Annotated in this window: 21 protein-coding genes and 3 pseudogenes; 21 read left to right on the top strand and 3 right to left on the bottom strand. The window is 50.7% G+C overall.

Annotated features, from left to right (window positions below):
• Positions 1–6: 6 nt before the first annotated feature.
• Together COMA1_RS08910 and glgA are read left to right on the top strand one after the other, a co-directional pair.
• Positions 7–474 carry a hypothetical protein gene (locus tag COMA1_RS08910; RefSeq protein ID WP_141654284.1) on the top strand — a complete coding sequence of 156 codons (468 nt, stop codon included), beginning with the start codon at positions 7–9 and terminating at the stop codon, positions 472–474.
• Positions 475–494: 20 nt separating this feature from the next.
• Positions 495–2,000, top strand: a complete 1,506-nt coding sequence (glgA, locus tag COMA1_RS08905; protein WP_090747129.1) for a glycogen synthase GlgA — start codon at positions 495–497, stop codon at positions 1,998–2,000.
• A gap of 710 nt (positions 2,001–2,710) precedes the next feature.
• Here the strand turns inward: glgA and COMA1_RS08895 are convergent.
• Complete coding sequence (locus COMA1_RS08895) at positions 2,711–3,319, bottom strand: response regulator transcription factor (RefSeq protein WP_090747123.1); 609 nt, start codon at positions 3,317–3,319, stop codon at positions 2,711–2,713.
• 357 nt (positions 3,320–3,676) lie between these two features.
• On the opposite strand from COMA1_RS08895, the gene COMA1_RS08890 reads away from it, so the two are divergent.
• Both COMA1_RS08890 and COMA1_RS08885 read left to right on the top strand, forming a co-directional pair.
• Entirely contained in the window at positions 3,677–4,015 is a 339-nt protein-coding gene (locus COMA1_RS08890) for a PilZ domain-containing protein (protein WP_090747119.1), read from the top strand.
• 295 nt (positions 4,016–4,310) lie between these two features.
• A pseudogene (locus COMA1_RS08885) lies at positions 4,311–4,578 on the top strand (integrase core domain-containing protein); the annotation flags it as partial.
• 85 nt (positions 4,579–4,663) lie between these two features.
• Here COMA1_RS08885 and COMA1_RS22000 read toward each other — a convergent pair.
• Positions 4,664–5,417, bottom strand: a pseudogene (locus COMA1_RS22000) (IS5 family transposase).
• A gap of 160 nt (positions 5,418–5,577) precedes the next feature.
• Here COMA1_RS22000 and COMA1_RS08870 point away from each other — a divergent pair.
• Both COMA1_RS08870 and COMA1_RS08865 read left to right on the top strand, forming a co-directional pair.
• On the top strand, positions 5,578–6,273 hold the full coding sequence (locus COMA1_RS08870; RefSeq protein ID WP_090747112.1) for a transposase: 696 nt from the start codon (positions 5,578–5,580) through the stop codon (positions 6,271–6,273).
• Complete coding sequence (locus COMA1_RS08865; RefSeq protein WP_090747109.1) at positions 6,216–7,043, top strand: transposase; 828 nt, start codon at positions 6,216–6,218, stop codon at positions 7,041–7,043. The genes COMA1_RS08870 and COMA1_RS08865 overlap by 58 nt, the downstream gene beginning before the upstream one ends.
• Positions 7,044–7,158: 115 nt before the next feature.
• On the opposite strand, the gene COMA1_RS08860 is transcribed toward COMA1_RS08865, so the two are convergent.
• Positions 7,159–7,548: a transposase gene (locus tag COMA1_RS08860; protein ID WP_090747106.1), complete on the bottom strand. Its 390-nt coding sequence runs from the start codon at positions 7,546–7,548 to the stop codon at positions 7,159–7,161.
• A 353-nt stretch (positions 7,549–7,901) separates the two neighbouring features.
• Here COMA1_RS08860 and COMA1_RS08855 point away from each other — a divergent pair.
• The 15 genes and pseudogenes from COMA1_RS08855 to COMA1_RS08785 all read left to right on the top strand — a co-directional run bounded on the left by COMA1_RS08855 (position 7,902) and on the right by COMA1_RS08785 (position 25,434).
• Positions 7,902–8,879: pseudogene (locus COMA1_RS08855) on the top strand (IS3 family transposase).
• Between the two features lie 1,495 nt (positions 8,880–10,374).
• Entirely contained in the window at positions 10,375–11,148 is a 774-nt protein-coding gene (rfbF, locus tag COMA1_RS08850) for a glucose-1-phosphate cytidylyltransferase (RefSeq protein WP_090747103.1), read from the top strand.
• A 118-nt stretch (positions 11,149–11,266) separates the two neighbouring features.
• Positions 11,267–12,325: an NAD-dependent epimerase/dehydratase family protein gene (locus tag COMA1_RS08845; RefSeq protein WP_090747100.1), complete on the top strand. Its 1,059-nt coding sequence runs from the start codon at positions 11,267–11,269 to the stop codon at positions 12,323–12,325.
• 47 nt (positions 12,326–12,372) lie between these two features.
• On the top strand, positions 12,373–13,608 hold the full coding sequence (locus COMA1_RS08840; protein WP_090747096.1) for a class I SAM-dependent methyltransferase: 1,236 nt from the start codon (positions 12,373–12,375) through the stop codon (positions 13,606–13,608).
• On the top strand, positions 13,605–14,141 hold the full coding sequence (rfbC, locus tag COMA1_RS08835) for a dTDP-4-dehydrorhamnose 3,5-epimerase (protein ID WP_090747093.1): 537 nt from the start codon (positions 13,605–13,607) through the stop codon (positions 14,139–14,141). Before COMA1_RS08840 ends, rfbC begins: the two co-directional genes overlap by 4 nt.
• A 6-nt stretch (positions 14,142–14,147) precedes the next feature.
• Positions 14,148–15,440, top strand: coding sequence for a DUF4910 domain-containing protein (locus tag COMA1_RS08830; RefSeq protein ID WP_090747089.1), 1,293 nt, complete (start codon positions 14,148–14,150; stop codon positions 15,438–15,440).
• 13 nt (positions 15,441–15,453) lie between these two features.
• The gene (locus COMA1_RS08825; RefSeq protein WP_090747087.1) at positions 15,454–16,386 is read left to right on the top strand and encodes a phytanoyl-CoA dioxygenase family protein; all 933 of its coding nucleotides are present in this window, start codon (positions 15,454–15,456) and stop codon (positions 16,384–16,386) included.
• Positions 16,387–16,844: 458 nt separating this feature from the next.
• Positions 16,845–18,152 (top strand): glutamate-1-semialdehyde 2,1-aminomutase, encoded by a 1,308-nt coding sequence (locus COMA1_RS08820; RefSeq protein ID WP_090747084.1) that lies wholly within the window; start codon positions 16,845–16,847, stop codon positions 18,150–18,152.
• A gap of 28 nt (positions 18,153–18,180) precedes the next feature.
• Positions 18,181–18,897, top strand: coding sequence for a polysaccharide biosynthesis/export family protein (locus COMA1_RS08815; protein ID WP_218055345.1), 717 nt, complete (start codon positions 18,181–18,183; stop codon positions 18,895–18,897).
• A gap of 111 nt (positions 18,898–19,008) precedes the next feature.
• Positions 19,009–19,572 carry a polysaccharide biosynthesis/export family protein gene (locus COMA1_RS08810; protein WP_176697959.1) on the top strand — a complete coding sequence of 188 codons (564 nt, stop codon included), beginning with the start codon at positions 19,009–19,011 and terminating at the stop codon, positions 19,570–19,572.
• Positions 19,573–19,881: 309 nt separating this feature from the next.
• On the top strand, positions 19,882–20,973 hold the full coding sequence (locus COMA1_RS08805; RefSeq protein WP_176697958.1) for an outer membrane beta-barrel protein: 1,092 nt from the start codon (positions 19,882–19,884) through the stop codon (positions 20,971–20,973).
• A gap of 65 nt (positions 20,974–21,038) precedes the next feature.
• A complete protein-coding gene (locus COMA1_RS08800) occupies positions 21,039–21,848 on the top strand; it encodes an ABC transporter permease (protein ID WP_245630966.1) in 810 nt (269 codons plus the stop codon).
• Between the two features lie 18 nt (positions 21,849–21,866).
• The gene (locus COMA1_RS08795; protein WP_090747072.1) at positions 21,867–23,222 is read left to right on the top strand and encodes an ABC transporter ATP-binding protein; all 1,356 of its coding nucleotides are present in this window, start codon (positions 21,867–21,869) and stop codon (positions 23,220–23,222) included.
• A 71-nt stretch (positions 23,223–23,293) separates the two neighbouring features.
• A complete protein-coding gene (locus COMA1_RS08790) occupies positions 23,294–24,355 on the top strand; it encodes a glycosyltransferase family 2 protein (RefSeq protein WP_141654281.1) in 1,062 nt (353 codons plus the stop codon).
• Positions 24,356–24,495: 140 nt separating this feature from the next.
• Complete coding sequence (locus tag COMA1_RS08785; RefSeq protein ID WP_090747064.1) at positions 24,496–25,434, top strand: ATP-grasp fold amidoligase family protein; 939 nt, start codon at positions 24,496–24,498, stop codon at positions 25,432–25,434.
• Positions 25,435–25,438 lie beyond the last annotated feature (4 nt).

The following is a 25,438-nucleotide window of genomic DNA, read 5'->3' as shown; positions in this document are numbered from 1 at the left end:
TACGACATGGGACACATCGCTAACAGTCTAATGAACACCACGCTGAGTGTGTTCGTGGGATTCATGCTATTGCTCGGCTGCAAAAGTATGCCGACATTGGAGCAGCAAGAGCAGCTGGTTCAAAGTGAAAATCTTGTGCTGGATCAAATCACCAGTAGAGCCGTTGTGAATGCCTGGGGAGGGCCTCCTTTTTACCATAGCGAGTTCGCCTATTTTTTTGTGATGCCAGATTTGAGCCTTATCCCTCGATCCCGGGTAGCCTCAGGTGAGGTGCCGAAGGGATGGAGAGGTGGGGTTCACGCAGGCGAAGGCGTCTACTTTGCCTACCCCGATCGAGGCTGGTTGTTGGTGTTTTTTGATGAGCACCTTGTCTATCGAGAAAAGCTCCAACCCAATGAGTTACGAACATTGGCAAAAACCTGGGTATATGAAGCTCGATTCAAGACCGGGATTGACGAAGTTTCACGTCCATAAGTTGGCCTTGGTTGCCCTGCATGGTGTCAAAAATCTCAGATAATAGCTTGCACATTGTAATGGTCGCCTCTGAGGCGGTTCCATACGCAAAAACGGGTGGGCTTGCGGATGTTGTGGGGGCCTTGTCCATGGCCCTTACGAAATTAGGCCATCGGGTGACCTTGTTGCTGCCTGGCTATCGGACTCGGTTGGCTCAGAAGGACCGTCGGGTCACTATGCAATTCTCTGTACCTATGGAAGGGACGTCGGCGGATGTGTCCATTGAAGAAGAATATGTGCCGGTGATCGGTGGATTGCATCAGGTAAGAGTGTTGTTCGTGTGTCACGATCCGTACTTCAATCGTTCGGGACTCTATCAGCAGGATCATCGCGACTATCCGGACAACCTTGACCGATTCACTTTGTTCTGTCGTGCAGTTATTCAAGCGATGCATGTCTTAGTAGACGTACAGCGGGAGAAGATTGATGTCCTGCACCTTCACGATTGGCAGGCGGCATTGTGCGCGGTCTATCTCAAGGTGCTACCGCATGAGCATAATAGTCTTCAGTCGATCAAGACCTTGTTGACTGTGCACAACCTCGGTTACCAGGGGATATTCCCAGGTGAGGAATTCATAAAAACCGGTCTTCCTTCATCGCTCTTCTCACTGGGTGGGCTTGAGTTCTACGGAGCAGTTAATTGTTTGAAGGGGGGCATCATCTTCTCCGACGCTGTTTCCACGGTAAGTCCTACCTATGCGAGGGAGATTTTAACTGCGGAATATGGGTGTGGACTTGAAGGCGTATTGGCAAACCGTACAAATGGTGTCAGTGGTATCGCAAACGGAATTGATGAGACTGCATGGGATCCCGCGCACGATGCCTACTTGCCGGTTCAGTACCACGCCAACGACCTATCAGGGAAACAGGCGTGTAAGCGAGCGTTGCAGCAGGAGCTAGGATTACCGATTCTTAATGTGCCACTGCTGGCAGTCATTGGCCGATTGACGTTCCAAAAGGGATTTGATCTTTTGCTTGATATTCTTCCAGAGCTTATGGCTCTCGATCTCCAACTGGTTGTATTGGGTACTGGCGATACTCATTTGGAACAGCAATTCCTTGCCGCGAAGGAGAAGCATCCTCAGACAATCGGTCTTACTCTTGGTTTTGATGAGGGGCGAGCTCATCGGATTGAGGCGGGTTCGGACATGCTGATCATGCCGTCTCGTTACGAGCCGTGCGGATTAAGTCAGCTATATAGCTTGCGATACGGTACGGTTCCTATCGTGCGGCGTACAGGTGGACTTGCTGATACTGTTATTCCCTTTCGTCCGTCAACGGTCAAATCCAGATGCGCAACAGGTTTTCATTTTATTGATCCCTCTCCCGATGCCCTGCTCTCCTCGATTCTACTCGCGCTTCATGTTTATGAGGAACAGGAGGTTTGGCACTCATTGGTCACTGCGGGAATGAATGCGGATCTATCGTGGGGTCAATCGGCAAGGGCCTATGTGGATTTATATCGCCGGTTGCGAGATAGGATGTGAGGCGAGCCTGGCTACCGAGCATTGAGTGAAATGGTGAGTCCTTGCTCGAGTTTTGCCAACAAGGTTCTTGCTTTTACAGCGTAGTAGGAGTGTTGCCCTTCATGAAGTCTGATAATTGAAACAAAAAGATCCCGTGCAACTTCAAGGTATCCCTGGTTCAACGCGAGTTCCCCGGTGTGAAGAGCGCAGGCTGAGGTCATAGCCTTAACATCCACTGCCGCCCGGCTGGTTGGGGTTGAAACCAGATGAGCAATTCGATTTGGCAGTGGCAATATGAACCCATTTTGTTCATGACCAAGCAGACTGGCCGATCGGAGGTGGTCCAAGTTTGCTGTCGCTTTAGATAGGTCTGCTGTCGATTTGCAGTCGCCGTAGGCATTCCACAATGAGGTGAAACCACGGTCCCTCGATTCGTTCGTGTGGGATGAAGGTGTAGTTGTGCATCCAGCGAAGAGGAAAGCTGAGCTAAATAATCCAAGCATCAGAACTGTCAGGTTCCCATTAGATCTAGATCGCATTGAGCCGTCACCTCCGATAGAATTTGAGAAGCAAATTGCAAATCGCGGGCCGTTTGTTATATCTTGAAAGCCATTGAAAATAAAAATAAAAATTGCTACACGGCCTGACTAGACCGTGGTAATTTAGACGCACTGTGTTATTTGCGTGACAGTGGGAAAGGGTGACAAGGGGACGCTGTGCGAAGAGGGTGGTTAAGCGTTAAATATTTGGACGAGGATGCCAGTCCTGGTGGTGGAATTCGTTTTGCGCATGATGTGCTTGATATGCTCTTTGACAGTTTGTTCGGTAATTTGTAGAGCGTTAGCAATCTCTTTATTTGTCCAGCCTTTTGAGAGGTGTTCCACTACGGATTGCTCTCGGTTGGTGAGTTGGAAGCGTTCTCGCGCATGTTCCGCATTCAGGTTCTGTTTTCGCCCTAGCTCTTCCATGGTTACAACAAGTCGGGCATGTTGAATCCCGCCTCGATCGGGTAAGCCAAAGCCTCTTAGTAGAATCGGTTGATTGGGGTCGCCCGTGACGCGCTTGAGTTCAAACTGTTCCCAATCTTTAGCTTCTGTCCGTATGTGGAGGGCTTTGATGATCTCTGTGCAAAGCTCAGTCAGGGCTGTTGGGAGTATTCCGCGTGCTGAAACAGTTGTACTGCCTCCATGTTCCACTGCTGTGATCTTTTTAGCGAGCTCGGTAGCCTGTCGATTCATGTGAAGTAGTTGCATGGATGTCGATAGGACGACAATTCCAGAGCCTGCTCTCTGGTCGGCAAGAACATCGGTTTGTTCAGTCCCTTTTGGTGATTCAGCCATAAAGAGCTAGATCAATTGTTCTAAGCCTGAGACGGAGTGAATATTGGATGTAACCCAGTGCCTGAGTCTTGCCACATGTTACCGGAATAGTACCTAACCCTTTCGAGGGAGTCAACATATACCTTTGAGAATGCAGCCTACAAAATTGGTATTGCCGATTTGGATACCCGTGCATAGGATCTCCCAGGTTGATTGTAATAAGTGGCTGAAATGGTTTGGGTAATCGAGTGTGTGATGGATCTATCTAGATTAGAGTCGGCATTGGCTGTTGAGCAAGGGCACAGGTTAGGGAAACAAAGGTGAAATGGGAATTGAGAAATATTGTCATATGCGTAGAAGGATATTGAGGTGACACCAATGGAATGGGAGTGGCCGATTCAGGACAATCATGAAAGCCACAGAGAGAGAGCTGCGTTGCTGAGACCAATATTGTATGAAATCATGGTTCAAGAAGGCGGAGGCGGTAGCCTTGCCAAGAAGGGGAAGGCACTGTCTTTGAATATCAGCAGTGGTGGTATGTTGATTCTTATGGAACAAGCACCAAAGGTTGAGCAGGTTCTCAAGATCTACGTACCGACACCTGTCACTATCGCTGAAACCCCAACCCTTGCAGAGGTTCGTTGGAGTCGGATGCTTCCATTTGGAAGATCAAATAGTTCTACCGCCCATCTTGTAGGAGTCCGGTTCATGTTCTAAGGAAGGTCTGATTAATTCCCGTTTACACCAGGTTCTCTGTTTCTGAAATGGATCGATACAGGCCTTCTGCTAGAAACTCACTGGACTGAGAGTGTCATCATCGGGTGGCGCCCGCTGTCGGGCTGTCCGGAACCATGTTTGCTAGACTCCTGCCAACAGATGTCGCCGCGACACGTACAAATTTGCCAATCCGCCGCTGATCTGGAGCCAGTGTGTGTTTTTTGCCAACCTCAGATACCGCACTTTGGCCTAGCCGACGATGCGCTTAATCATCAAGAACGCATGCTCGACCATGGCCTATGCGCACACCGTGACACTGCACCTCATTGAACCGGGCAAGCCCAGCCAGAATGCCTATAATCGAGTCATTTAACGGGCGCCTACGTGATGTGTGCCTGAATGAGCATTGGTTCCTGAACCTCGCGCATGCCCAAGCCGTCATTGAAGCGTGGCGGCGTGAGTACAATGGGGAACAACCCAAAAAATGATTAGGCGGGCTGCCGCCAGCTGTCTATGCGAGGCAATTGGCCAGAAAATCGGCTACAGTAACACCCGGACTCTAAACGTGGCTGCTACTCAAGACGGGGGCCTCTATAGGACTGCGGAATTTGGGTTCAGAGGAGCATTTGTTACTAGGGTCTGTTGACTTCATTTTATCCAGAGCATGGCTGCGGCAAGATAGACGAGGCTGGCGAAGTTGCGGGCGCGTTTGGCGTAGCGAGTTGCAACGGCTCGGTAGTGTTTGAGCCGGTTGAAGAAACACTCAACACGGTAGCGCTCGGTGTACAAGGCAAAATCCGTCTCGCACGGCTTATTGACGCAGGCACGCGAGGGAATCACGGTTGTTGCTCCGGAACGTTCAATCACTTCTACGATCGCGTGACGGTCGTACCCCCTGTCAGCGATCACGTAGTGCGCTGACCATCCTGCCAGCAACGGCTCCACCTGTGTATAGTCAGATGCCTGCTCTGGTGTCAGGATAAAGCGTAATGGATTGTCCAAGCCATCGACTGTGGTGTGGATTTTGGTGGTTAGCCCACCCCTCGAGCGGCCAAGGGCTTCCGTCTCTTGAGCCCCTTTTTATGCCCGCAGCGTGTTGGTGGGCGCGAACAATCGTCGAGTCAATCCTCACATATTCAAAGTCGGGATCGCCGGACAGGGCCTGGAACACGTGCTGCCAGACGTCTGTATTGGCCCACCGGTTATATCGTTGGAATACGCTGTTCCAGGTGCTAAGCTATTCTGGCAGTTCCTGCCAGTGTGCACCGATTTGTGCAATCCACAGTACGGTATCCACGAATTTTTGGTTATTGGTGGCGGTCCGCCCGGGATCGCTTGCCTTACCAGGCAACAACTCCTCAATCTGCTTCCATTGATCATCCTGTAGCTCGCGTCTTGCCATTTCCCCTCCTGTGGGTGTCGAACAATGCCACGCCAATGGCCAGGAGAGAGCTGAATGTCAATAGACCATAGGGAAAGTCTGATTTAGCCAGGATTCCGCAGTTGATGTGCATTGAGGTAGACTGGGCAGCCATCTTCTCTTGGTCACCCAGGAGGTTGGCATGCGCACCCGTCAGCCATCGGCCTCACCGCTCTACCCGAAGCTCCGCTTTGCGTTTACGGATCATTCGATCACCGTGTGGGCGGGGGTGATTCTGCTCCGGTTGTACATCGAATTCCTGAACCTTCGCACCGCTCTCACCAGTGTGCTGACGCCGATGGCCAAGACCTCCAACCATCAGATTCCCGTCGTCGACGTCCTGCTGGCCTGGTGGTACGGACTGGCGCTGGGCGCCGAACGGTTTGAACATCTGACCCGCTATCGGCGTGATCCGCTGCTGCCCCGGCTGCTGGGGCTGCCGCGGTTTCCCTCGCCCGATACGGTGCGGCGATTCTTCGGGCGGTTCACCTATCGCCACACGACTGAAGTGTCAGAGGCCCTGATGCGGCTGTCGTTGAGGAGCCTGCGTCCGACGCTGATGGGCCATACCCTGGATCTGGATTCCACCGTGTTCTGTCGCTATGGCGAGCAAGACGGCAGTCTGAAGGGACATAATCCGATCAAACATGGGCGGCCTTCCCATCATCCGTTGGTGGCCTGGCTGAGTGAACGCCGGCGGCTCTTGTGGGCGACCTTACGGGCGGGGCATGCTGGGACGCGGCCAACGGAGTACGGGAATTTTTGGCCCAGGCGCTCACCATGTTGCCTGCGGGACACCGGATCGGTTTGGGACGAGCCGATGCCGGCTTCTGTGTGACGGCGTTTTTCACCGCCCTGGAATCCTGCGAACTTCCCTACATCATTGTGGCTCAGCTCACTCCGCTGGTCCGGAAGCTGGTCATCCACCGCATCCCCGAAGTGGAGTGGCAGCCCGTCACGCGAGGGATTGCGGTCGCGGACCTGATGGCAACACTTCCGGCCTGGCGGGGCCAGGCTCGCCGGTTTGTCTGTCGGCGTCAGACCTTGACGGAGCGGCCCGCCGCCAGTGGGCGGCGCTTGATCGAGTGTCCTGGCTACACCTACCGGGTGTTCATCACCACGGTCCCCTTTGCTGCCGAATTGGTCACCCGGATGTATGCCGGCCGGGCCGACTGTGAGAACCGCATCAAGGAACTCAAGGAGGACCTGAGTCTCGATACATTCGGCCTCCAGTCCTTCGACGCGACCGATGCGGCCTTCCGGACCGGCTGCGTCCTGTACAATCTGCTGATGGGATTTCGGGAAACCGTGCTCCCGTCGTGCTGGTTTGAACGGCGGCTGCGTGCCGTCCGGGATCTGATCTTTCTCGTCGGGGCCGATCTGATCCCCGATGCGCGACGGCTGCGCATCCGATTCGCCGTCCCCCCGGAGGAGCGACCCGAGTTTCTCCAGCGCCTCCGCACACTCTCCGAGGGGCTCCCGATTGCGGCGCAGTTGGAGTGGGATCTCAACGAAACGAATGAGACGAATCAGACCTCTGTTTACGCCGCGAATGTCCCGGTGTCGACAGTCCAACCGTCACCCCACGCGCCAAGAGCCTCCCCTTAAGCACAGCGCTACTGCGGAATCCGGGTTTATTCTAAATTTCGATCACAGGCCAGTCGAATCTCCAGTGTTTTGAGAGCTGGTTGGTTAAAAAGTTGAATTATAGCTCAGCCCTTAATCATTGATATGCGCTTACGATCTCGTCAATGGAAGCAGTTTCATCGTACTCCCTGTTGTTCTTGATCGCAGCGAAGTCGTGCTCGATGGGGTTGAGGGTGGGGGAATACGGCGGGAGGAAGAGCAGTGTCGCACCGGTTCCCTCAATGAGCTGGACCGTTTCCGGTGATTTGTGAAAGGCGGCGTTGTCCATAATGCCCAGGTGATCGTGGGTGAGGTGCAGGCACAGCCTGGTTTTGAGCCAGGAGTTGAACCCCTCCGTATCGCAGGTGCCTTCGAACAGGAAGGGTTCTGCACAATCCTGCCCGATGCGGGTGGCGATCAGCGAGGTACGCGCTGTCCCTTGGGCGCATACCCATAGCGGCAACTCACAGAAGGCGCGAAGCCGCATTCATCGATATGGACGGGCTGCAGACCGCGCTCAACGTACCGCGCCCGACGGCGGAGGAACCGTCTTCGTTGCCTTGGGCTGCGCTCTTTGTCGCCTGTCGTTCTTTTCCGGGGCCATCCCATCTTGTGCAGCGCGTTCCAGATGCAATGGCGCGAGACTCCAAAATGCTGGGCGGCTTCCGCCTTGCTTCCACCATCCTGAACACAATCAACTACCCGCTTGTGGCAAATCCAATGAACATCTCATGCTCCTCATTCTGACAGAGTTCCACCCATGAGGCTATCAGTGATTGACCTTCCCCCGATTTCACTGACACCTTCATAAGTGGGAGCATGCGGAAATTGGAGGACAGGATGAGCACGACGACACGACGGTCGTATACGGAAACATTCAAGGAAGAAGCGGTGCGCTTGGTCAGAGAGTCCGAGCATCCCGTGGCCCAGGTGGCGCGGGATCTGGGCCAGTTCCGCCTGCTCGACTCGGAGGGATTGCCGGGTCTGCCCACGCACCTCGGCCTGTTGCTGCTCCGCTCTCCACCGGTAGAGGAGATGATCGGCAATACCCAGCTCCGGCGTGAAAATGCTGTCTTGAAGCAGGAGCGGGATTTTTTACGACGTGCGGCGGCGTTCTTCGCGAAGGAATCTCGATGAGATACCGAGTGATCAGGGAATACGACCGTCGCTATCCAATCCGCCTGATGTGCCGCGCCCTCGCTGGCTCGGCTCATGCGTGGGGCAGGGATTCGGGCGAAGACCGTGACGAAGTGGCGTGCCACCACCCAGTCCCAGCATCGGTTCCCGGTGGCCGCGAATACCCTGGATCGGACCTTCACTGTCGCGGCGCCCAATCAGGTGTGGGCCGGGGACTTGACCTACGTCTGGACGCTGGAGGGCTGGCTCTATCTGGTCGTCCTGCTGGATCTGTACTCACGCCGAGTGGTCGGATGGGCCATGGGACAGCAGTTAACTGTTGCTTTGGCCCAGCAGGCCCTCACGATGGCGTTGACGAACCGAACTCCCACGGCAGGGCTCCTGCACCACTCGGACCGCGGCAGTCAGTATGCCGCTACCAGCTATCAGCGTTTGCTTGATGCGTACGGCCTCATCCCCAGCATGAGCCGCAAAGGGAACTGCTGGGATAACGCCTGTGTGGAGAGCTTCTTTGGGACCCTGAAGCGCGAGCTCGTCTACCAGCGGCAGTACAGGACGCGGAGCGAAGCGATCCAGGACATCTTCGAATACATTGAGGTATTTTATAATCGGCAACGCCGCCACTCGACCCTCGGCTATCACTCCCCAGCCGAGTACGAAGCGAGAGTGGCGGTCGCGTAACCCGGTGTCCACGGAATTAGGGGAGGGTCAGATTATAGGCTTGGCTATAATAAGATTTTCTCTAGAGGTCGCCAGATTACAGCACATGAGCGAGGTCGCTGATGATCCACCGGTTGTTGCCGTGTCTGCTTTATCGGTACGTGTGGTTCCAAAACTGAGTATGCAGGGTATTCAGGCAGAAAAACTTACATGCTTTGACGATCTTCACGGTTAGGTAACCCCCTTTTACTCGTGCGATGGCTGAATGATTAGGCAGCTGACAGTTCAATAAATGAGTGTGTGCCCTAGATTTGGCTAAGGAGGCTGATTAGTTCAGATTCTTGGGCGAACACTACTCAAAACATTGGAGACTCTACTGGTTTCCAATCGAAACTCCGAATTAATCAGACGGTTCTTAGTAAAAGCGTTTGCTTAGAATTAGGTGGGAAGTTTAATGGCTCGCGTCACTGCACTGTCTCGATCTTGGATCGAGCTTGTATAGGTGTGAAGAGATATGTTGTATATAACTACAAGGCAAAGAAAATGAGAATCAGCCTGTTATGATGTCGGTAACAAAAAATGTTAAGTCTGGTAGTATTATAACTGTGGCTGGGAATGATTGCTCACTCATGGAAAAGTTTGATCTGTGCGTTGTTTTAGGGCTTAAGTCTAGGACTGTGAGTCTGTCGTGGGCCCAGGGTTTAGATCAGAGCGCTTTGTGCTGTAAAAGCTTGGTAAGCCAATAATATTCGCAATACAGGGATTTAGGATTCAGAGAGCCAGATTCGATTGTGGCCTCCATTTAGATTAGGAAGCCACTGGCTACCGGGGGGGGGGTAGCTTATATTTTGGATCCGATTATACTTATGAAGCTAGGCATGAGGGGTGAGGGGATAACGGGAACGGAATCACTCGGGGTGCATTGGTATGCACTGAACACAAAAACCAAACTTGAGGGGCTGGTAGCTCAACAATTTGAACGTATTGGAATAGAGTGTTTTTTTCGTTGTTGGATGAAAAACGGGTCATTAATTATCAATCAAAGCTCGTCATTACTCCTCTCTTTCCAGGGTTTTGTTCGCTCGAGCGAACCTCATGAAACAGTACCGAGTGCTGGCTTATACGAGAGGGGTTCGGGAGCTAGTCACATTCGGACCCAGCAATGCAGTAGTTGGCTCCATGATACTTGATGGGACCAAGAATCGAATATCAAAGCCCAAGGCCTAATTCTATTGAACAATCAAAGAAAGCGGAATCTGGTCAGCTAGTTCGAATCACAGGATGGTCCCTTGGCTAGATTAGCCGCGGTGTTTATGTGGAGAATGTCAGGGAGGTAGCGAGCGATGTTGCCCCTTCGTGCGGTGGCTATTCAATCTCGTGCTGTAATCGACATGGATCAGACTACCATCGGTTTTGCAGCGTAGGCCCGGATGCCTTTTGTTTTTCCTCAGGATGATAGAGGAAATGAGCTCGAGGGTTCACTGTATATCTTGTTCATGAATAGGAGGAAACAAGCGTGAAAGCCGTCATTCTTGCTGGGGGGATGGGGACTCGACTTGCGGAAGAGACCATTTTGCGACCGAAGCCAATGGTTGAAATTGGTGGGAAACCTATCCTGTGGCATATCATGAAGATTTACGCTGCTCACGGTATAAAGGAGTTCATCATAGCGCTTGGGTACAAAGGGGAAATGATCAAGGAATACTTTCTGAACTTCTATGCCTTCAATAAAGATATTTCCGTCGACCTTGGAAGTGGGAAAACGACGATTCATGACGGTAAGCAGCATGAGGATTGGAAGGTCCATCTTGTTGATACTGGTCTGCACACTCAGACGGGTGGTCGGCTCAAGCAGTTGAAAAGGTGGATCGGGGACGACAAAACATTTCTTTTTACTTATGGAGATGGGGTTTCAGACGTCGATATTCAGGCTGCAATACGGTTTCACAAGTCACACGGGAAACTAGCTACCGTAACGTCGGTCTTACCTCCTGCCAGATTCGGACGACTGGTGTTTGAGCGGGACCATATCGTTGATTTCAAAGAGAAGCCGCGCGCTGAGGAAGGTTGGATCAACGGCGGGTTCTATGTTTTGGAGCATAAGGCCATTGATTACATTACAGGGGATGAAATTGCGTGGGAGCGGGAACCGATCGAACAACTCACGAAAGATGGTCAATTGATGGGGTACCGACATGATCGCTTCTGGTCCTGTATGGATACCCTGCGCGAAAAAACCTATTTAGAGAATCTTTGGCAATCATCACGGGCCCCTTGGAAGATATGGTAGGGTGAGTCTTTCAGCAGATGAGACTTGTGATCTCTAAATCTTGCGCTTCTGCTTGCGTCGGCCTAAGTAACCCCAGGGAGTCACCAAATTCGGTTAATATTTAGACCAAGGAATGAATATGCGAATTTTGATCACAGGAAATATGGGCTATGTTGGGCCCTTGGTTCTACGTCGACTACGAGAGTCGCATCCAGACTCGACCTTAATAGGATACGATATTGGGTACTTTGCTCATTGCTTAACTGGTCCAGCGCGGTTTCCTGAAAGCCGAGCTGATATCCAGTATTTCGGGGACATCAGGCAGGTGCCTGAAAAGATCCTCCAGGGAGCTGATGCGATTGTGCATCTCTGTGCGATCTCAAATGATCCGATGGGAGCCATTTTTGAGGACATTACCCTTGATATCAACTATCGAGCAAGTATTGATCTTGCTGCCAAGGCAAAACGAGCCGGGGTCAAGGCGTTTGTGTTCGCATCGAGCTGCAGTGTCTATGGCTTTGCAGAAGGAGGGCCTCGTCGGGAAGAAGATGAGCTTAATCCCCTCACAGCTTATGCAAAGTCGAAAGTCGGTACTGAACGAGATTTGGCGTCGCTCGCATCCGAATCGTTTGCGGTAACCTGTCTCCGGTTTGCAACAGCGTGCGGGATGAGTGATCGGTTACGGTTGGATCTTGTGTTGAATGATTTTGTGGCTGGCGCACTTGTGTCGAAGCAAATCAATATCCTCAGTGATGGAACGCCATGGCGGCCATTAATTCACGTGAGGGATATGGCGAGAGCCATTGATTGGGCGGTGCAGAGAGACCGTCGAGATGGCGGCGCGTTTTTGACGGTCAATGTGGGAAGCGATACGTGGAATTATCAGGTGAAGGATTTAGCCATGGCGGTCACTCAACTTGTCCCAGGTGTCGAAGTTTTAATTAATAGAGACGCGCAGCCTGATAAGCGATCCTACCGGGTTAATTTCGATAAGTTCTCCAAGCTTGCACAGGGATTTCTTCCGGTTGTCGATCTTCAGAGTGCCGTGAAGGATCTTCGTGACGGGCTCATGTCGATGAGCTTTCACGATCCTGAGTTTCGGAAGGGGGAGTTGATACGCTTAGTCACGTTGAAGCGACTAAGAGAGAGTGGGCATCTGACGGATCAGCTTGCATGGAAAGAACTGGCAGGCCAGTGAGACCTCAGTATTACCTTAATCTTTAAAGGAAGGAAGGAGATCTCGGCATGAAGCCATCGGCGTGTCGCTCATGCGGAGCATGTCTAGAACGCACATTCGTTGATCTTGGTATGTCTCCATTGGCTAATTCTTATATCAAGCCAGAACAAACCAATCGGATGGAACCTTTCTATCCTTTACATGTGTATGTGTGTGAAAAGTGCTTGCTGGTTCAGCTGGAACAGTTTTCAACTCCGCAAGACATTTTCTCAGACTATGCATACTTTTCCTCATTTTCTGATTCATGGCTCGCTCATGCGCGGACCTATGTTGATATGATTGTCGATCGATTCAGATTTAATCAAAACTCCAGAGTGGTAGAGATCGCCAGTAATGATGGTTATCTTCTGAAGAACTTTGTCTCGCGTGGCATCCCTGTGCTCGGGGTAGAACCTGCGGCAAATGTGGCCGAGGTCGCGAGGGAGAAAGGGATCAATACGAAGGTGGCGTTCTTTGGTGAGAAGACGGCGGGTGGGCTGGTGGACGATGGATGGGCCGCAGATCTGATAATTGGAAACAATGTATTGGCGCATGTTCCAGATTTGAACGATTTTGTGAGTGGACTGAAAGTGCTCTTAAAGCCAACAGGTCTTATTACCATGGAGTTCCCTCACCTTCTTCAACTCGTGGAACAAAATCAGTTTGATACGATCTATCATGAGCATTTCTCTTACTTTTCCTTCATCGCGGTTGAGCGGGTATTTTCTCGCCATGGAATGAAACTGTTTGATGTAGAAGAGCTACCAACACACGGGGGATCGTTGAGAATCTATGCCTGCCATGAAAGTGATACATCGAAGCCGACTGAGACGCGGGCAAAGGAGCTGAAGTCACGAGAAGAAGCGATCGGATTTGGTAACCTTAGTCATTATCGTTCGTTTGGTCAACAAGTGGAGGCCACAAAGAGAAAGTTGCTATCTTTTCTTATTGCCGCTAAGCATGAGGGGAAACGTGTCGTGGGTTATGGAGCTCCGGCTAAGGGCAACACACTCCTGAACTATTGCGGCATTCGTACTGACTTCGTCGACTACACCGTAGATCGGAGTCCACATAAGCAAGGCCATTTTCTTCCTGGTGTCCATATTCCGATTTATGATCCAGAACAAGTGCGTGCCACGAAGCCCGACTATCTCCTGATCTTGCCCTGGAATATTCGGGTGGAGGTGATGCACCAGATGAGCTACATTCGTGAGTGGGGAGGAAAATTCGTTGTCCCAATCCCTGAGGTGCAAGTGTATTCATGATTTTTGCCGAAACTTCTCTCAAGGGTGCTTTTGTTCTTGACCCTGAGCCTGTGTCTGATGAACGGGGAATGTTTGCAAGGGTCTGGTGCCAAAAAGAGTTCGAGATGCATGGACTTTTCTCCAGGTGGGTTCAATCGAGCGTTTCCGTAAACCGTCGCAAAGGGACCCTGCGGGGAATGCATTACCAAACTGCCCCGAGCGAGGAAGTGAAATTAGTCCGCTGTACTGCAGGTGCGATCTATGATGTCATTGTAGACTTGCGACCAGCATCACCAACCTATGGGCAGCATGTTGGCCTACTGTTGACCGCAGATAATTATCGATCTCTTTATATCCCAAGACAATTTGCCCATGGATTTCTCACGCTGCAAGACAACTCCGAAGTCTCCTATCACATGTCGGAGTTCCATGCGCCTTCTACTGCGCGTGGCATTCGATGGGATGACCCGCTGTTGCACATTGAGTGGCCCGAGCCTATCGTGATTGTCTCAGAGAAGGATCAAATGTGGCCACAGTTTCATTTGAACGGGTGATGTGACGTGGAAGCCGATTGCTCTCTAGTTGGTTTGATAAAAGAGCTCTACCCAATTTGCCGGAGTATTACTGGTAATGGTGTTCGAGAAACTCTTCGGATAATTGGGCAACGTATTTCGCTGGAAATGCGGGAAGTTCCTAGCGGGACAAAGGTATTTGATTGGACGGTTCCTTTGGAGTGGAATGTATCTGATGCTTATGTGATGAACGGGGCAGGTAAACGAGTCATCGATTTTCAATCACACAATTTGCATCTCATGGGTTACAGCGTGCCGGTTCGAAAAAAGATGACCCTCGAGGAATTGCGTCCGCATCTGTTCAGCCTGCCGGCTTATCCTGAGTGGATTCCATATCGGACGTCCTATTACAAGGAGAATTGGGGATTTTGCATTCGGCACGCTGATTTTGAGAGGCTTTCTGATGGCGAGTACGATGTCGTCATTGATTCGACACTTCATTCTGGTTCACTGACGTACGGCGAGTTCTACTTGCCGGGTGAAGTTTCCGATGAAATTCTCGTGTCATGCCATGTGTGCCATCCATCATTGTGCAATGACAATTTGTCTGGCATTGCAGTCGCCGTGAAGCTCGCGGAAACCCTGGCTGCTCGCTCAAGGCGATATTCATACCGGTTTCTCTTTGTCCCAGGAACTATTGGATCGATTACATGGCTGGCTCAGAATGAGCAGGCGGTGTCTCGCATTCGGCATGGGCTTGTGTTGACGGGGGTGGGCGATGCGGGAAATGTCACCTATAAAAAAAGTCGTCAGGGCAATACGGAGATCGATCGGGCGATGATGCATGTCTTGAAACATTCTGGGGAGACGCATGCCATCATTGACTTTTCCCCGTACGGCTATGATGAGCGGCAGTATTGCTCTCCGGGCTTTAATTTGCCTGTTGGATGTTTTATGCGGACACCACATAGCCAATACCCGGAGTATCACTCGTCTGCGGACAATCTGAGCCTCATACGGCCTAAGTCCCTTACTCAGTCCTATACGCATTGCCTAACGGTCTTCGAGTTGCTGGAGGGGAATCGAGTGTATGTGAATCAGAACCCACGATGTGAACCACAATTGGGACGGAGGGGTCTGTATCGTACCATTGCGGGGCAGCAAGAATACCAGTCCAGAGAGCTCGCGCTTCTTTGGGTATTGAATATGTCCGATGGGCGGCATGCGCTGCTAGACATTGCAGGCCGTGCGGATCTTCCATTCGGGCAGATTCAATCTGCGGCCGAAGCGTTGGTAGAAGTTGGACTGTTGAAAGAGTATCGAAGGTCGGGCGACGCCTAAGGGAGAAGTACCTATGAACACAGTGTATTATGACCCTTCATTTTCAGATGAACGACGTCGAGACGAACTCTATCATGGTCAACTGCTGGTATATTCACCGCGCAAGAGCAGCCTCGCGTTTATTGAATTTGCTCGGAAAATGATCAGGGAGGCGTTTGCCCCGTATGACCCGGAGACGGCTCAATTCCATTTATCAGTCGAGCAGTATGCCGACATTCTTGGAAAGCTCAAACCAAGCTTTATCCATCACCCTGAATCCAAGATGCTCATGCGGAACATTTTTGAGGAGATGGGTTGTAATCTCGAAAAGACATACTTTGATGTCCCGAAGATGCGAAGCTCCACCAGCGATAACTATTTGACGACTGGAATTGCGTATGCGTGGCATCCCCATCGGGACACGTGGTATTCGGCGCCCCCATGTCAGATCAATTGGTGGATTCCAATCTATGATATTCAGTCGACCAACGCCATGGCGTTTCACCCCCAGTACTGGAATACGCCTGTAAAAAACAGTTCCAAAGGGTACAACTACTATTTATGGAATCAACAAAATCGAGGGGCTCATGTCGCAAAGTTCTTGAAAGAGGATCCTCGGCCTTTGCCAAGGCCGACAGAACCTCTTTCGATGGAGCCGCAGGTCCGTTTGATCGTGCCAGCGGGAGGTATTGTGCTGTTTTCTGCAGCACAGATGCACTCGAGCGTCCCCAATACATCAGGGAAAACGAGGTTTAGTATCGACTTTCGTGTAGTCAGCCTTGATGATGTGGCGCAACGGAAAGGCGCTCCTCGGGTAGATGAAGAGTGCTCTGGGACCACAATGAGGGACTATTTGCGGGCGACTGATTTGGCTCACATTTCTGATGAACTCGTTGCACTCTATGATGATGAAACGGTTGGTGAAGGAAAGCTTGTCTACGCAGTCGAGGAGAAGCAGGATCACTGAGGTTGTATCGCGGCAACCGTACGTGACGGAGCAGATTGAGGCTACTTGTTCGCGCCGGAGAAGTTCGCTGTTGGTCGCCTTCAGAACATTTTGTTTGGTCTCGTCGGATGGTTTGATACACTGATAATGTTATTGAAGAGCCAGATGACGGACATTGAGCTAGTGTCCCCCCTCCACATGTGGTGCTAAGACGATGGACATGGTTGATGTTGTCGCGATGTCGATTGCTAGCTCAAAACTCAAGGAGTATTTATTGAGATATGTCTGACGATGTGCCGCGTAGACTCTGTTGTTTTCTGAATTTGGAATAAGTATTTGGTATTTGGGGATAACTGGGGGAACGGAGAGCGCGCGGAAATCAGTGTATTGCTCTGTACGGGGACCGACCTATTGGGCCATATTCGATGTGATGGTGGTATTGTTAACGTTGTAGGCAATTGTAGGGTAGAAGTCAGACTATGAGATTTGATAAGTCGAAGGCATTGCAAGATCGGGCGCATGCTCTCATTCCAGGAGGGTGTCACACCTATGCCAGGGGTGATGATCAGTACCCTGAGCAAGCTCCAGGGTTTCTCATCAAAGGGCGTGGATGTCATGTCTGGGACGTCGACGGCAATGAGTTTATCGAATACAACATGGGGCTTCGGTCCGTGACCTTGGGGTATGCAGATGAGCGTATCCTCGGTGCTGCCCGCAAGTACATGCAGGAGGGCAGTAGCTTTACAAGACCTTCGCCGATAGAGGTTGAATGTGCGGAGGAAATGCTCAGCCTTATAGAAGGGGCTGAAATGGTGAAGTTCGGGAAAAACGGCTCGGATGTCACAAGTGCTGCCATACGACTGTCCCGTGCATACACGGGACGAGACCTGGTGGCTGTTTGTGCTGACCATCCATTTTTTTCTGGGGATGATTGGTTTATCGGATCCACTCCGATTTCTACTGGTATTCCGAAGGTGACTCAAGAACTCACGGTCAAGTTTTCTTATAACTCTATAGAAAGTGTTCAAGCGCTGTTTCAGCAGTATCCCGGACGAATTGCGTGTCTCATTTTGGAGCCGGAGAAAGAGACGGCGCCCGTGGATGGCTTTCTTATGAAAGTGCAGGAGCTTTGTAGGAAGAATGGGTCGGTCTTTATCCTTGATGAAATGATTTGTGGTTTTCGATGGCACAATGGCGGTGGCCAAGGATATCACCGGATCATCCCTGACTTGTCGACATTTGGCAAAGCCTTAGCCAACGGCTTCTCGGTTTCGGCACTAGTCGGAAAAAGAGAGATCATGAGACTTGGAGGATTGGATCATGAGCATGAGCGGGTGTTTTTACTATCGCTGACACACGGTGCTGAAACTCATAGTCTGGCGGCTGCTATGGAGGTCATTCGGACATATAAACGGGAACCTGTCATTGAAACGATGTGGCGGGCGGGTGAGAGATTGGAAAGAGGAGTACGGAAGTCAATAGGCGAGCATCACTTGCAGGAATACTTCAAGGTATTGGGAAAGCCGTGTTGTCAAATCTATGCCACTCTAGACGGCGAGAAGACTCCATCTCAGGCGTTCAGAACTCTTTTTCTTCAGGAGACAATCAAGGGAGGGGTTCTCGCTCCTTCGTTTGTTGTGAGTAGTAGTCACACGGATACCGATATCGATAGGACGATTGAGGTGATTGACAAAGCGTTGCAGGTTTACCGAAAAGCACTGGATGAGGGGCTCGATAGGTATCTTGTTGGTCGTCCAGTAAAGCCCGTGTTTCGTCGCTATGCCTAGCAAGTCTGATTCAAGGAGGACCAAGGTTATGAAATATGCCTTGTGGTATATGATTCTATTGGGAGCGGTGGCATTCACCTCTAGCACCGCATTCAGTGAATCGGGTTTACCCAAACCTGATGGCGGAAAGATTCCAACAGATGTTCCCCTCTTGCCATCGACCACAGGGCAGACCGAGAAAGCAAGTAGTCAGGTCACGATGGATAAGCTGTCGAATGCGGTTGGTACAGAATATGTCATCGGCGCTGAAGATGTGTTGGATGTTACTGTATGGCGGAACGTTGATTTGTCAAGGCAGGTGCAAGTGCGCCCGGATGGACGAATTTCAATGCCGATCATTCGTGATGTCGTGGCTGTAGGGAAGACTCCCACCAAATTGGCTGAGGAAATGACGAACAAGCTGAAGGAGTATGTTCAAAACCCGGTCGTTGCAGTGACCTTGAAGGAGGTCAATAGCTCCAATATTTTTCTCCTGGGTGAAGTCGCCCATCCTGGTAAATACCCACTCAAGAGCAGGACAACGCTCTTGCAAGGAATTACAATGGCAGGGGGATTTAAGGAAACGGCCGCAAGAAATCAGATCGTCATTTTCCGGTTTACTGAGACAGCTCCGGGCATGAAGCGATTCACCGCGAGTTATGATGACATTGTGCTTCGTAGTGGTATCAGTGACAACTTTGAGCTGAAGCCTGGCGATACTCTTGTTGTTCCCAGTGAGTCGATGGTGGTGTTTCCTGGTCGATAGAGACTACCAGAAAGGATGGCGACAGTGGACTATTATGCGCGAGCAGGAAGGACAGCAAGATCGCTTCTTCTTTTGCCAAGAGCTTTGTCAATCGGCCTTGTGGTGTGTTCAATGGTGGCTCAAGTTGGTTGTCTCGGGCCAGTTACATCAAGGGAGTACAAGGCATCCGACGTACCGACAGAATTCCTCCTGGGTTCTGAAGACCAAATTGAGATTAATGTCTGGAAGAACCCGGATTTGTCACGTGTCACCTTGATACGGCCGGATGGGTATGTGTCGATGCCTATTATTGGAGATATCCAGGCTGCGGGACTTACGGCTGATGCGCTTGCAGCCCAGATCACGGAACGCTTGAAAGGCTATATCCAAAACCCTTCGGTCTCGGTCAACGTGAAGGAACTTAATAGCTATTCAGTGTTTGTGTTGGGTGAAGTCACAAAGCCTGGAAAGTATCAACTGAAGTCGTATGTAACGGTGCTCCAGGCCATTTCTATGGCTGGAGGGTTTACAAATTATGCCAGTAAGAATAGGCTGCAGGTTGTGCGAGTGATTGAAAGCCCAGGCCATAAACGTCAAGAAATCCATATTCCACTCCGTTACGACGATCTCGTGAGTGGTCGTGGCGAGCCGGGGAACATCGTGTTGGCGTCTGGTGATACTCTGGTTGTGCCATGATCATTGCTGGGTGATGGTTGGATTATGAGCCACTCCCATGCCTCTGTGATCTATCTAGCGGGTAATATCGACAGATATACCGCCTAGTTCCTGGTAAGTTCACGACCAATTCTGAAAGGAAAACTAGTGAAGTTATTTTTCTGTCGTAGCCATGTTCAACTGAATTGGTTGTTTAGACCAATAGCCATTACAATGCTTGTCTCTGGGCTGTTCCAGGTAAGCGATGGATATGCACAAACAACGGTTATCCCATCCGCGCACGTCTCGGGGTATTACGACACGAATATATGGTCACGACCAGCAGGGTTCTTGCCATCAGGTACGCGTCTGGACGACTATGTGACCGCCGTTGGCGGAGCGGTGGAATTGTTGCACGAGACTCGGGATATTGATGCTAAGCTGAAGCTTGGAGGAGACTTCAATGCGTATATGGAAAATACCAGTCTGAATTTTTTTAATGCAAAGGTCAACGGCACTATTGGATTGGATCGATGGGTCGATCAGTATGTCAGGGGGGGCAGGTTGCGCGTCACGGAAAACTTTAGATATACCCCGCAATCTCCTGGTTTTGTGACCGGCGTGAGGCAGGCAATTGCCCAGGATAATACATTTTTTACCGGTCTCCAGGCGTTTCGAGCGAATACCTTCACTAACACAACGGCTGTGACTGGCTCATATCCAATATCGAGAGACTTTGCATTGGAGGGAGGCTATACATTAGGCATAAGAAGGTTTGGCAGTATTGTGGGAGGAGATGGTAATACTGATGTCAGATTCTTCAATACTACGAGCAATACCTGGTTTGGAGGGCCTCGGTATCAGCTTTCGAAAAACGACAGTATTGCAGCCGTGTATCGACAGAGTTTCATACTCCAGTCGCGATCCGGTGGTAGGTCATTTGCTACCAACATAATTACCTTGGCAGGGAACTACGAAAAGAAAATCCAGGAATGGGAGTTCAAGGTTGAAGCCGGAGTGACCTTTGTCGAACCAGGTAGTGGGACTTTCCCTACGGGCAGCATGCAAGTCAGCAACCACATTGAGCGGGATACGGTACTTCGGGTGGTAGTTTTTCGGGAGGCTAGGCCATCAGTGTTTCTCGTGGGTGGCGCCGTTCTTAGCAATGTTGGGCAGGTCGGCATCAGTCACCGAATATATGAACGGCTCACTCTTGAGGGAGAGGCTGCCTTTGGGTACAACGAATTCTTCCAACCGACCATTAGTACTAATTCGACGTTTCAGAATTTTTCTGGAACACCGCGTCTTACCTATAAGCTGACGAGAGACATCACTGCGGATATCTCGTATACCTTTAACTATGTCAAGAGTGACGCATCTTCTATTCAATACCAATTCTCTCGCCATATGGTTGGGTTCTTTCTGACTGCGGAGTGGAAATAGTAGGCGGGACTAATATGGAGAGCAATGTTCACGTGGACGCAGGACTAAGCCTTCCTAGGCGGAAGTTGATCATACAAAAGAGAAGCGGACTCTTGGATATCGACTGGTCTGCTCTCTGGGAGTACCGAGAGTTGGGGTACATCCTCATCTGGCGAGACGTCACGGTCCGCTATAAGCAAACAGCGATTGGAGTGGCCTGGGTCATTCTGCAGCCGTTGATCACCATGCTGATCTTTACGGCGATATTTGGCATGTTAGCCAAGGTGCCTTCCGATGGAGTTTGGTACCCTGTTTTTTCACTCACAGCTCTGCTCCCGTGGACCTATTTTGCGCAAGCGGTGACTCGTGCGGGTGAAAGCGTCGTTACCAATGCAAAAATAGTCAGCAAGATTTACTTCCCACGCTTATGGCTTCCCCTTGCTATGGTTGTTTCGCCACTCATTGATTTCGCGCTGTCCATGGTGCTGTTGTTTGGGCTGCTCCTCTATGCAGGCATTCCGCTTAGCTGGAAAGTGGTCACATTGCCGGCTTTTATAGTGCTTGCGATGCTGACCGCCCTTGGTCTGAGCCTATTTACTGCCGCTATGAATGTCAAATATCGGGATGTTGGGCATGCGATTCCCTTTGTCATTCAGATCTGGATGTATCTCTCGCCGATTGTGTACCCGGTCAGCCTCGTTCCGGAACAGTGGAGATGGCTCTATGGTCTCAATCCCATGACGGGAGTCATTGAAGGCTTCCGCTGGGCCTTGTTAGGGCGGACTGCTCCGGACTGGACCTTGATAGTGGAGAGCGTTATCGTACTTCTGCTTGTGGTGATATCAGGTTTAGTGTATTTCAGGAAGATGGAGAGACAGTTTGCTGATATTATTTGAACAAGAGTTTAAATTCTAATGAGTGATATCGCTGTCCGCGTCGATGGACTCTCGAAACGGTATAGGCTGGGGGCACGACAAAAGGGTCATGGCACCTTGCGTGATCATCTGATGTCAGGCCTCAAGTCCTTACTGAATCGAAACGATCTTGGAGGAAAAAGTGCTGGATGCGGTGAATCCTCTGAGTCACTGCGTGATGCAGACTTCTTCTGGGCTCTACAGAATGTATCGTTTGAGGTGAGACGTGGTGAAGCGGTGGGAATCATCGGCCGAAATGGTGCTGGAAAGAGTACCTTACTGAAGCTGCTCTCACGTATCACGGAACCAACTGATGGTCGGATCGAACTTGATAGTCGTGTGTCAGCACTTCTAGAGGTTGGGACAGGGTTTCATAGTGAGCTGACTGGACGGGAGAATATATACTTAAACGGAACCATTCTTGGGATGAAGCGGGCTGAGATAAGCAGAAAGTTCGATGAAATTGTGGCGTTCGCTGAAATAGAGCAGTTTATCGATACACCGGTAAAACGGTATTCCAGTGGAATGGCCATGCGATTAGGGTTTGCCGTGGCGGCCCATTTGGAATCAGAGATTCTGATCGTCGATGAGGTGTTGGCAGTCGGTGACGCTGCCTTCCAGAAGAAATGTTTGGGCAAGATGGAGGGAGTGGCCAAAGAAGGGCGTACGATTTTTTTTGTCAGTCATAATATGCCCGCGGTGACACGGTTATGTGAGCGTGGAATCTTGTTGGAAGAAGGGAAACTGTGTCGAGATGGAAGTTCTCACGAAGTGGTCAACGCGTATTTGCACTCGGAACTTGGCACCATGTCCTCCCGTGAATGGCTGGACCCGCTTAAAGCTCCCAAAGGTGAGGTGGCTATGCTACGAGCGGTACGGGTTCGCACCAAGGATGGTCACTCTGCGGAGAAGTTTGATATCCGAAAGCCGGTGGGTCTTGAGATGGAATATGACGTGCTCAAGCCGGGCTACAAACTTATGCCTTCCATCATGTTGTGGAATGAGGAAGGGGTGTGTCTACTCGACACTCCTGAGACTGATCCAGCGTGGCGAGGGCGTGTCAGGCCGCCTGGTCGCTACCGAAGCACGGCCTGGATTCCTGGTAATTTCCTTACTGAGGGGACGATGTTTCTGAGCGTGGCCTTGGAGACCTTAGATCCCCTGGTGATGCAATTCTATGAACGCCAAGTGGTGGCCTTCTCCGTGGTTGATACCTGTGAGGGTGACTCGGCGCGTGGTGATTTTGCAGGAAAGCTCCGAGGTGTGGTAAGGCCGCTCCTAGAATGGAGTACTCTTGTAGGTTCCGAGAGCATTCAGTCTAATCTGCTAAGTGTCGATACTCATCAAAGATTCTGATTCGGCATCTAAAGCACTGCAATGCGCGTACCCATTCGATTGTGAGCGTGTTCCATGACGTTGATGATTTGATGATAAACTATTCGTTGATCAATATGAACTCCGAATCCCAGCCGGTAGTGAGCGTAGTGACACCGGTCTATAATGGAGGAGAATATTTGGCCGAATGCATTGAAAGTGTGCTGGGGCAGACCTATCAGAACTGGGAATATTGCATCGTCAACAATTGTAGTACGGACCGAACTCTCGAGATCGCCAAAGCCTATGCCAAAAAAGATAAACGGATTCGAATCCATAACAACTCAGAATTCGTCGGCTGCGATGAAAATGGAAACATTGCTTTTCAGCAGATCTCGCCGGGCAGTAAGTATTGCAAGGTTGTTCAAGCGGACGATTGGATGTTTCCGGAATGTCTCATGGAAATGGTGAAGCTGGCGGAGGCGCACCCCACCATTGCAATTGTCAGTTCCTATCGCCTGACAAACATACGTATAACGGTGCAGGCGTTGCCCTATACAAGTCGTGTTATCTCTGGTCGAGATATCTGCCGCATGACGCTTCTTGGCCTGCCGTCTGTTTTTGGATCACCATCGGCGATGCTGATTCATGCTGATGAGGTGAGGAAACGACCACACTTCTATAATGTGGCCAATCCTCACTGTGATATGGAGGTGTGTCTCGATATCCTCCGTGAGCGGGATTTCGGTTTCGTGCATCAGATGTTGACGTTTGAACGCTCGCATCCTCAATCGGAGAGCAGTCGTGGTAGCCGGTATGGGTTCACCCCATTCGGGAGATTTGAGCATGTGACGAAATATGGGCAGGAATACTTGAGCGAGAAAGAACTTACGGTCATGCTTAAAAGACGGAGAGATGAGTATTACGCATTTCTCGGCGATCGGGTCTTCCGAAATAAAGAGAACGGGTTTTGGGAATATCAGAAGACTGCTCTGGGTAGAATCGGCCAGTCGCTGAACATGGCAAGGGTCATCAGGGCTGTGATCCTTGAGGTGCTTGATGTGATATTGAATCCGCTACACACCTTCAAGAGGATTGCGGGGAAGTTGTCTCATTCCGCTGAGGGTGTGCCGAAACCACGCTTGGAGAATAATGGGCATGGGAAGAGTTCTTGAGAGCTATTAAACTCTCTTCCTCAGCCGAGAATGACTGCAGGGATATTTAACAGTGAAATAGTCGCCTTCCCGAAGGGGGCTTCCCCTGGAGAAAGAGATTGGCTGGCGGTTAGCTAGAACTTCGGAAGAGAGCATTCAAGATGGCACATTCCTTCAAGACAATAGAAGCTTCTACTTTTCGAGACAGTCTGCACGGTACCTGGGTCTACGCTATCTTTAACCGATTGCGAAGCATTAAGCAGCAGTTGACTCGTCAATCGGATGGTGAAGCCATTTTGAAGCAGCGCTATCTTTGTGTACATGGGAGACCTCTCACCGATATGAATCCACAGACTTTCACGGAAAAGCTCTATTGGAGGATGCTTGCCTGGAATCGAGTCGTGCCTCCCATCTTTGTACAGTTAGCCGATAAGCTCTCTGCCAGGGAGTATGTGGCAAGTAAGGTTGGAAATAAGTACTTACCACTGCTTCTCTGGCACGGTCAAAATCCTGCCTTGATTCCCTTCAATGCCTTACCGATTGAGTACGTGGTTAAATCAAATCATGCGAGCCGACAGGTGATCGTGGCCAGGGAGCCAGTTGACCATGATGCGATCATTGCAACCTGCAGGAAGTGGATCGGTGGCAATTTCTACTGGGTATCCCGGGAAGGCCAGTATTTGAATATTCAACCCCAGATAATGCTAGAAGAATGTCTGCGGGATCATGATGGGAACCTGCCGCTCGACTATAAGATTTGGTGCTTTAATGGTGTGCCGGAGCTGATTCAGGTGATTAATTTCGCGCGTGATAGTCATTCGTTCTACGATACGTCATGGAACGCGTTGGATCTTTCGTATTCCGTTGGGAAGTCCAGGCCAGACAGGCCTAGACCGGATCATCTGGAGGAGATGATTTCCCTCGCAACCCGGCTGTCCATTGGTTTTGGGTTCGTTCGGGTTGATCTCTACAACCTTGCCGGGCGTATCTATTTCGGAGAGTTGACCTTTACTCCTACCGCTGGAATGATGAAGATGCAGCCTGGCAGATGGGATGTCGAATTGGGAAAGAAATGGGACGTGTCGTTGGAGTATCTATAGGTGC

This window comes from Candidatus Nitrospira nitrosa, from assembly GCF_001458735.1.
GTDB lineage: Bacteria > Nitrospirota > Nitrospiria > Nitrospirales > Nitrospiraceae > Nitrospira_D > Nitrospira_D nitrosa.
Note: the sequence above shows the minus strand (reverse complement) of the source record. Positions and strands in the feature narration are given on the sequence as shown.

Bases quoted from the DNA above. Each gene is read 5' to 3' on its own strand.
- COMA1_RS08845 (WP_090747100.1), top strand. From the start codon at position 11,267: ATGCGAATTTTGATCACAGGAAATATGGGCTATGTTGGGCCCTTGGTT.
- COMA1_RS08815 (WP_218055345.1), top strand. From the start codon at position 18,181: ATGAAATATGCCTTGTGGTATATGATTCTATTGGGAGCGGTGGCATTC.
- COMA1_RS08790 (WP_141654281.1), top strand. From the start codon at position 23,294: ATGATAAACTATTCGTTGATCAATATGAACTCCGAATCCCAGCCGGTA.
- COMA1_RS08865 (WP_090747109.1), top strand. From the start codon at position 6,216: ATGTTGCCTGCGGGACACCGGATCGGTTTGGGACGAGCCGATGCCGGC.
- COMA1_RS08860 (WP_090747106.1), bottom strand. From the start codon at position 7,548: ATGCGGCTTCGCGCCTTCTGTGAGTTGCCGCTATGGGTATGCGCCCAA.
- COMA1_RS08840 (WP_090747096.1), top strand. From the start codon at position 12,373: ATGAAGCCATCGGCGTGTCGCTCATGCGGAGCATGTCTAGAACGCACA.
- COMA1_RS08795 (WP_090747072.1), top strand. From the start codon at position 21,867: ATGAGTGATATCGCTGTCCGCGTCGATGGACTCTCGAAACGGTATAGG.
- COMA1_RS08825 (WP_090747087.1), top strand. From the start codon at position 15,454: ATGAACACAGTGTATTATGACCCTTCATTTTCAGATGAACGACGTCGA.
- COMA1_RS08785 (WP_090747064.1), top strand. From the start codon at position 24,496: ATGGCACATTCCTTCAAGACAATAGAAGCTTCTACTTTTCGAGACAGT.
- COMA1_RS08810 (WP_176697959.1), top strand. From the start codon at position 19,009: ATGGTGGCTCAAGTTGGTTGTCTCGGGCCAGTTACATCAAGGGAGTAC.
- COMA1_RS08820 (WP_090747084.1), top strand. From the start codon at position 16,845: ATGAGATTTGATAAGTCGAAGGCATTGCAAGATCGGGCGCATGCTCTC.
- COMA1_RS08895 (WP_090747123.1), bottom strand. From the start codon at position 3,319: ATGGCTGAATCACCAAAAGGGACTGAACAAACCGATGTTCTTGCCGAC.
- glgA (WP_090747129.1), top strand. From the start codon at position 495: ATGGTGTCAAAAATCTCAGATAATAGCTTGCACATTGTAATGGTCGCC.
- COMA1_RS08870 (WP_090747112.1), top strand. From the start codon at position 5,578: ATGCGCACCCGTCAGCCATCGGCCTCACCGCTCTACCCGAAGCTCCGC.
- COMA1_RS08910 (WP_141654284.1), top strand. From the start codon at position 7: ATGGGACACATCGCTAACAGTCTAATGAACACCACGCTGAGTGTGTTC.
- rfbC (WP_090747093.1), top strand. From the start codon at position 13,605: ATGATTTTTGCCGAAACTTCTCTCAAGGGTGCTTTTGTTCTTGACCCT.
- COMA1_RS08890 (WP_090747119.1), top strand. From the start codon at position 3,677: ATGGAATGGGAGTGGCCGATTCAGGACAATCATGAAAGCCACAGAGAG.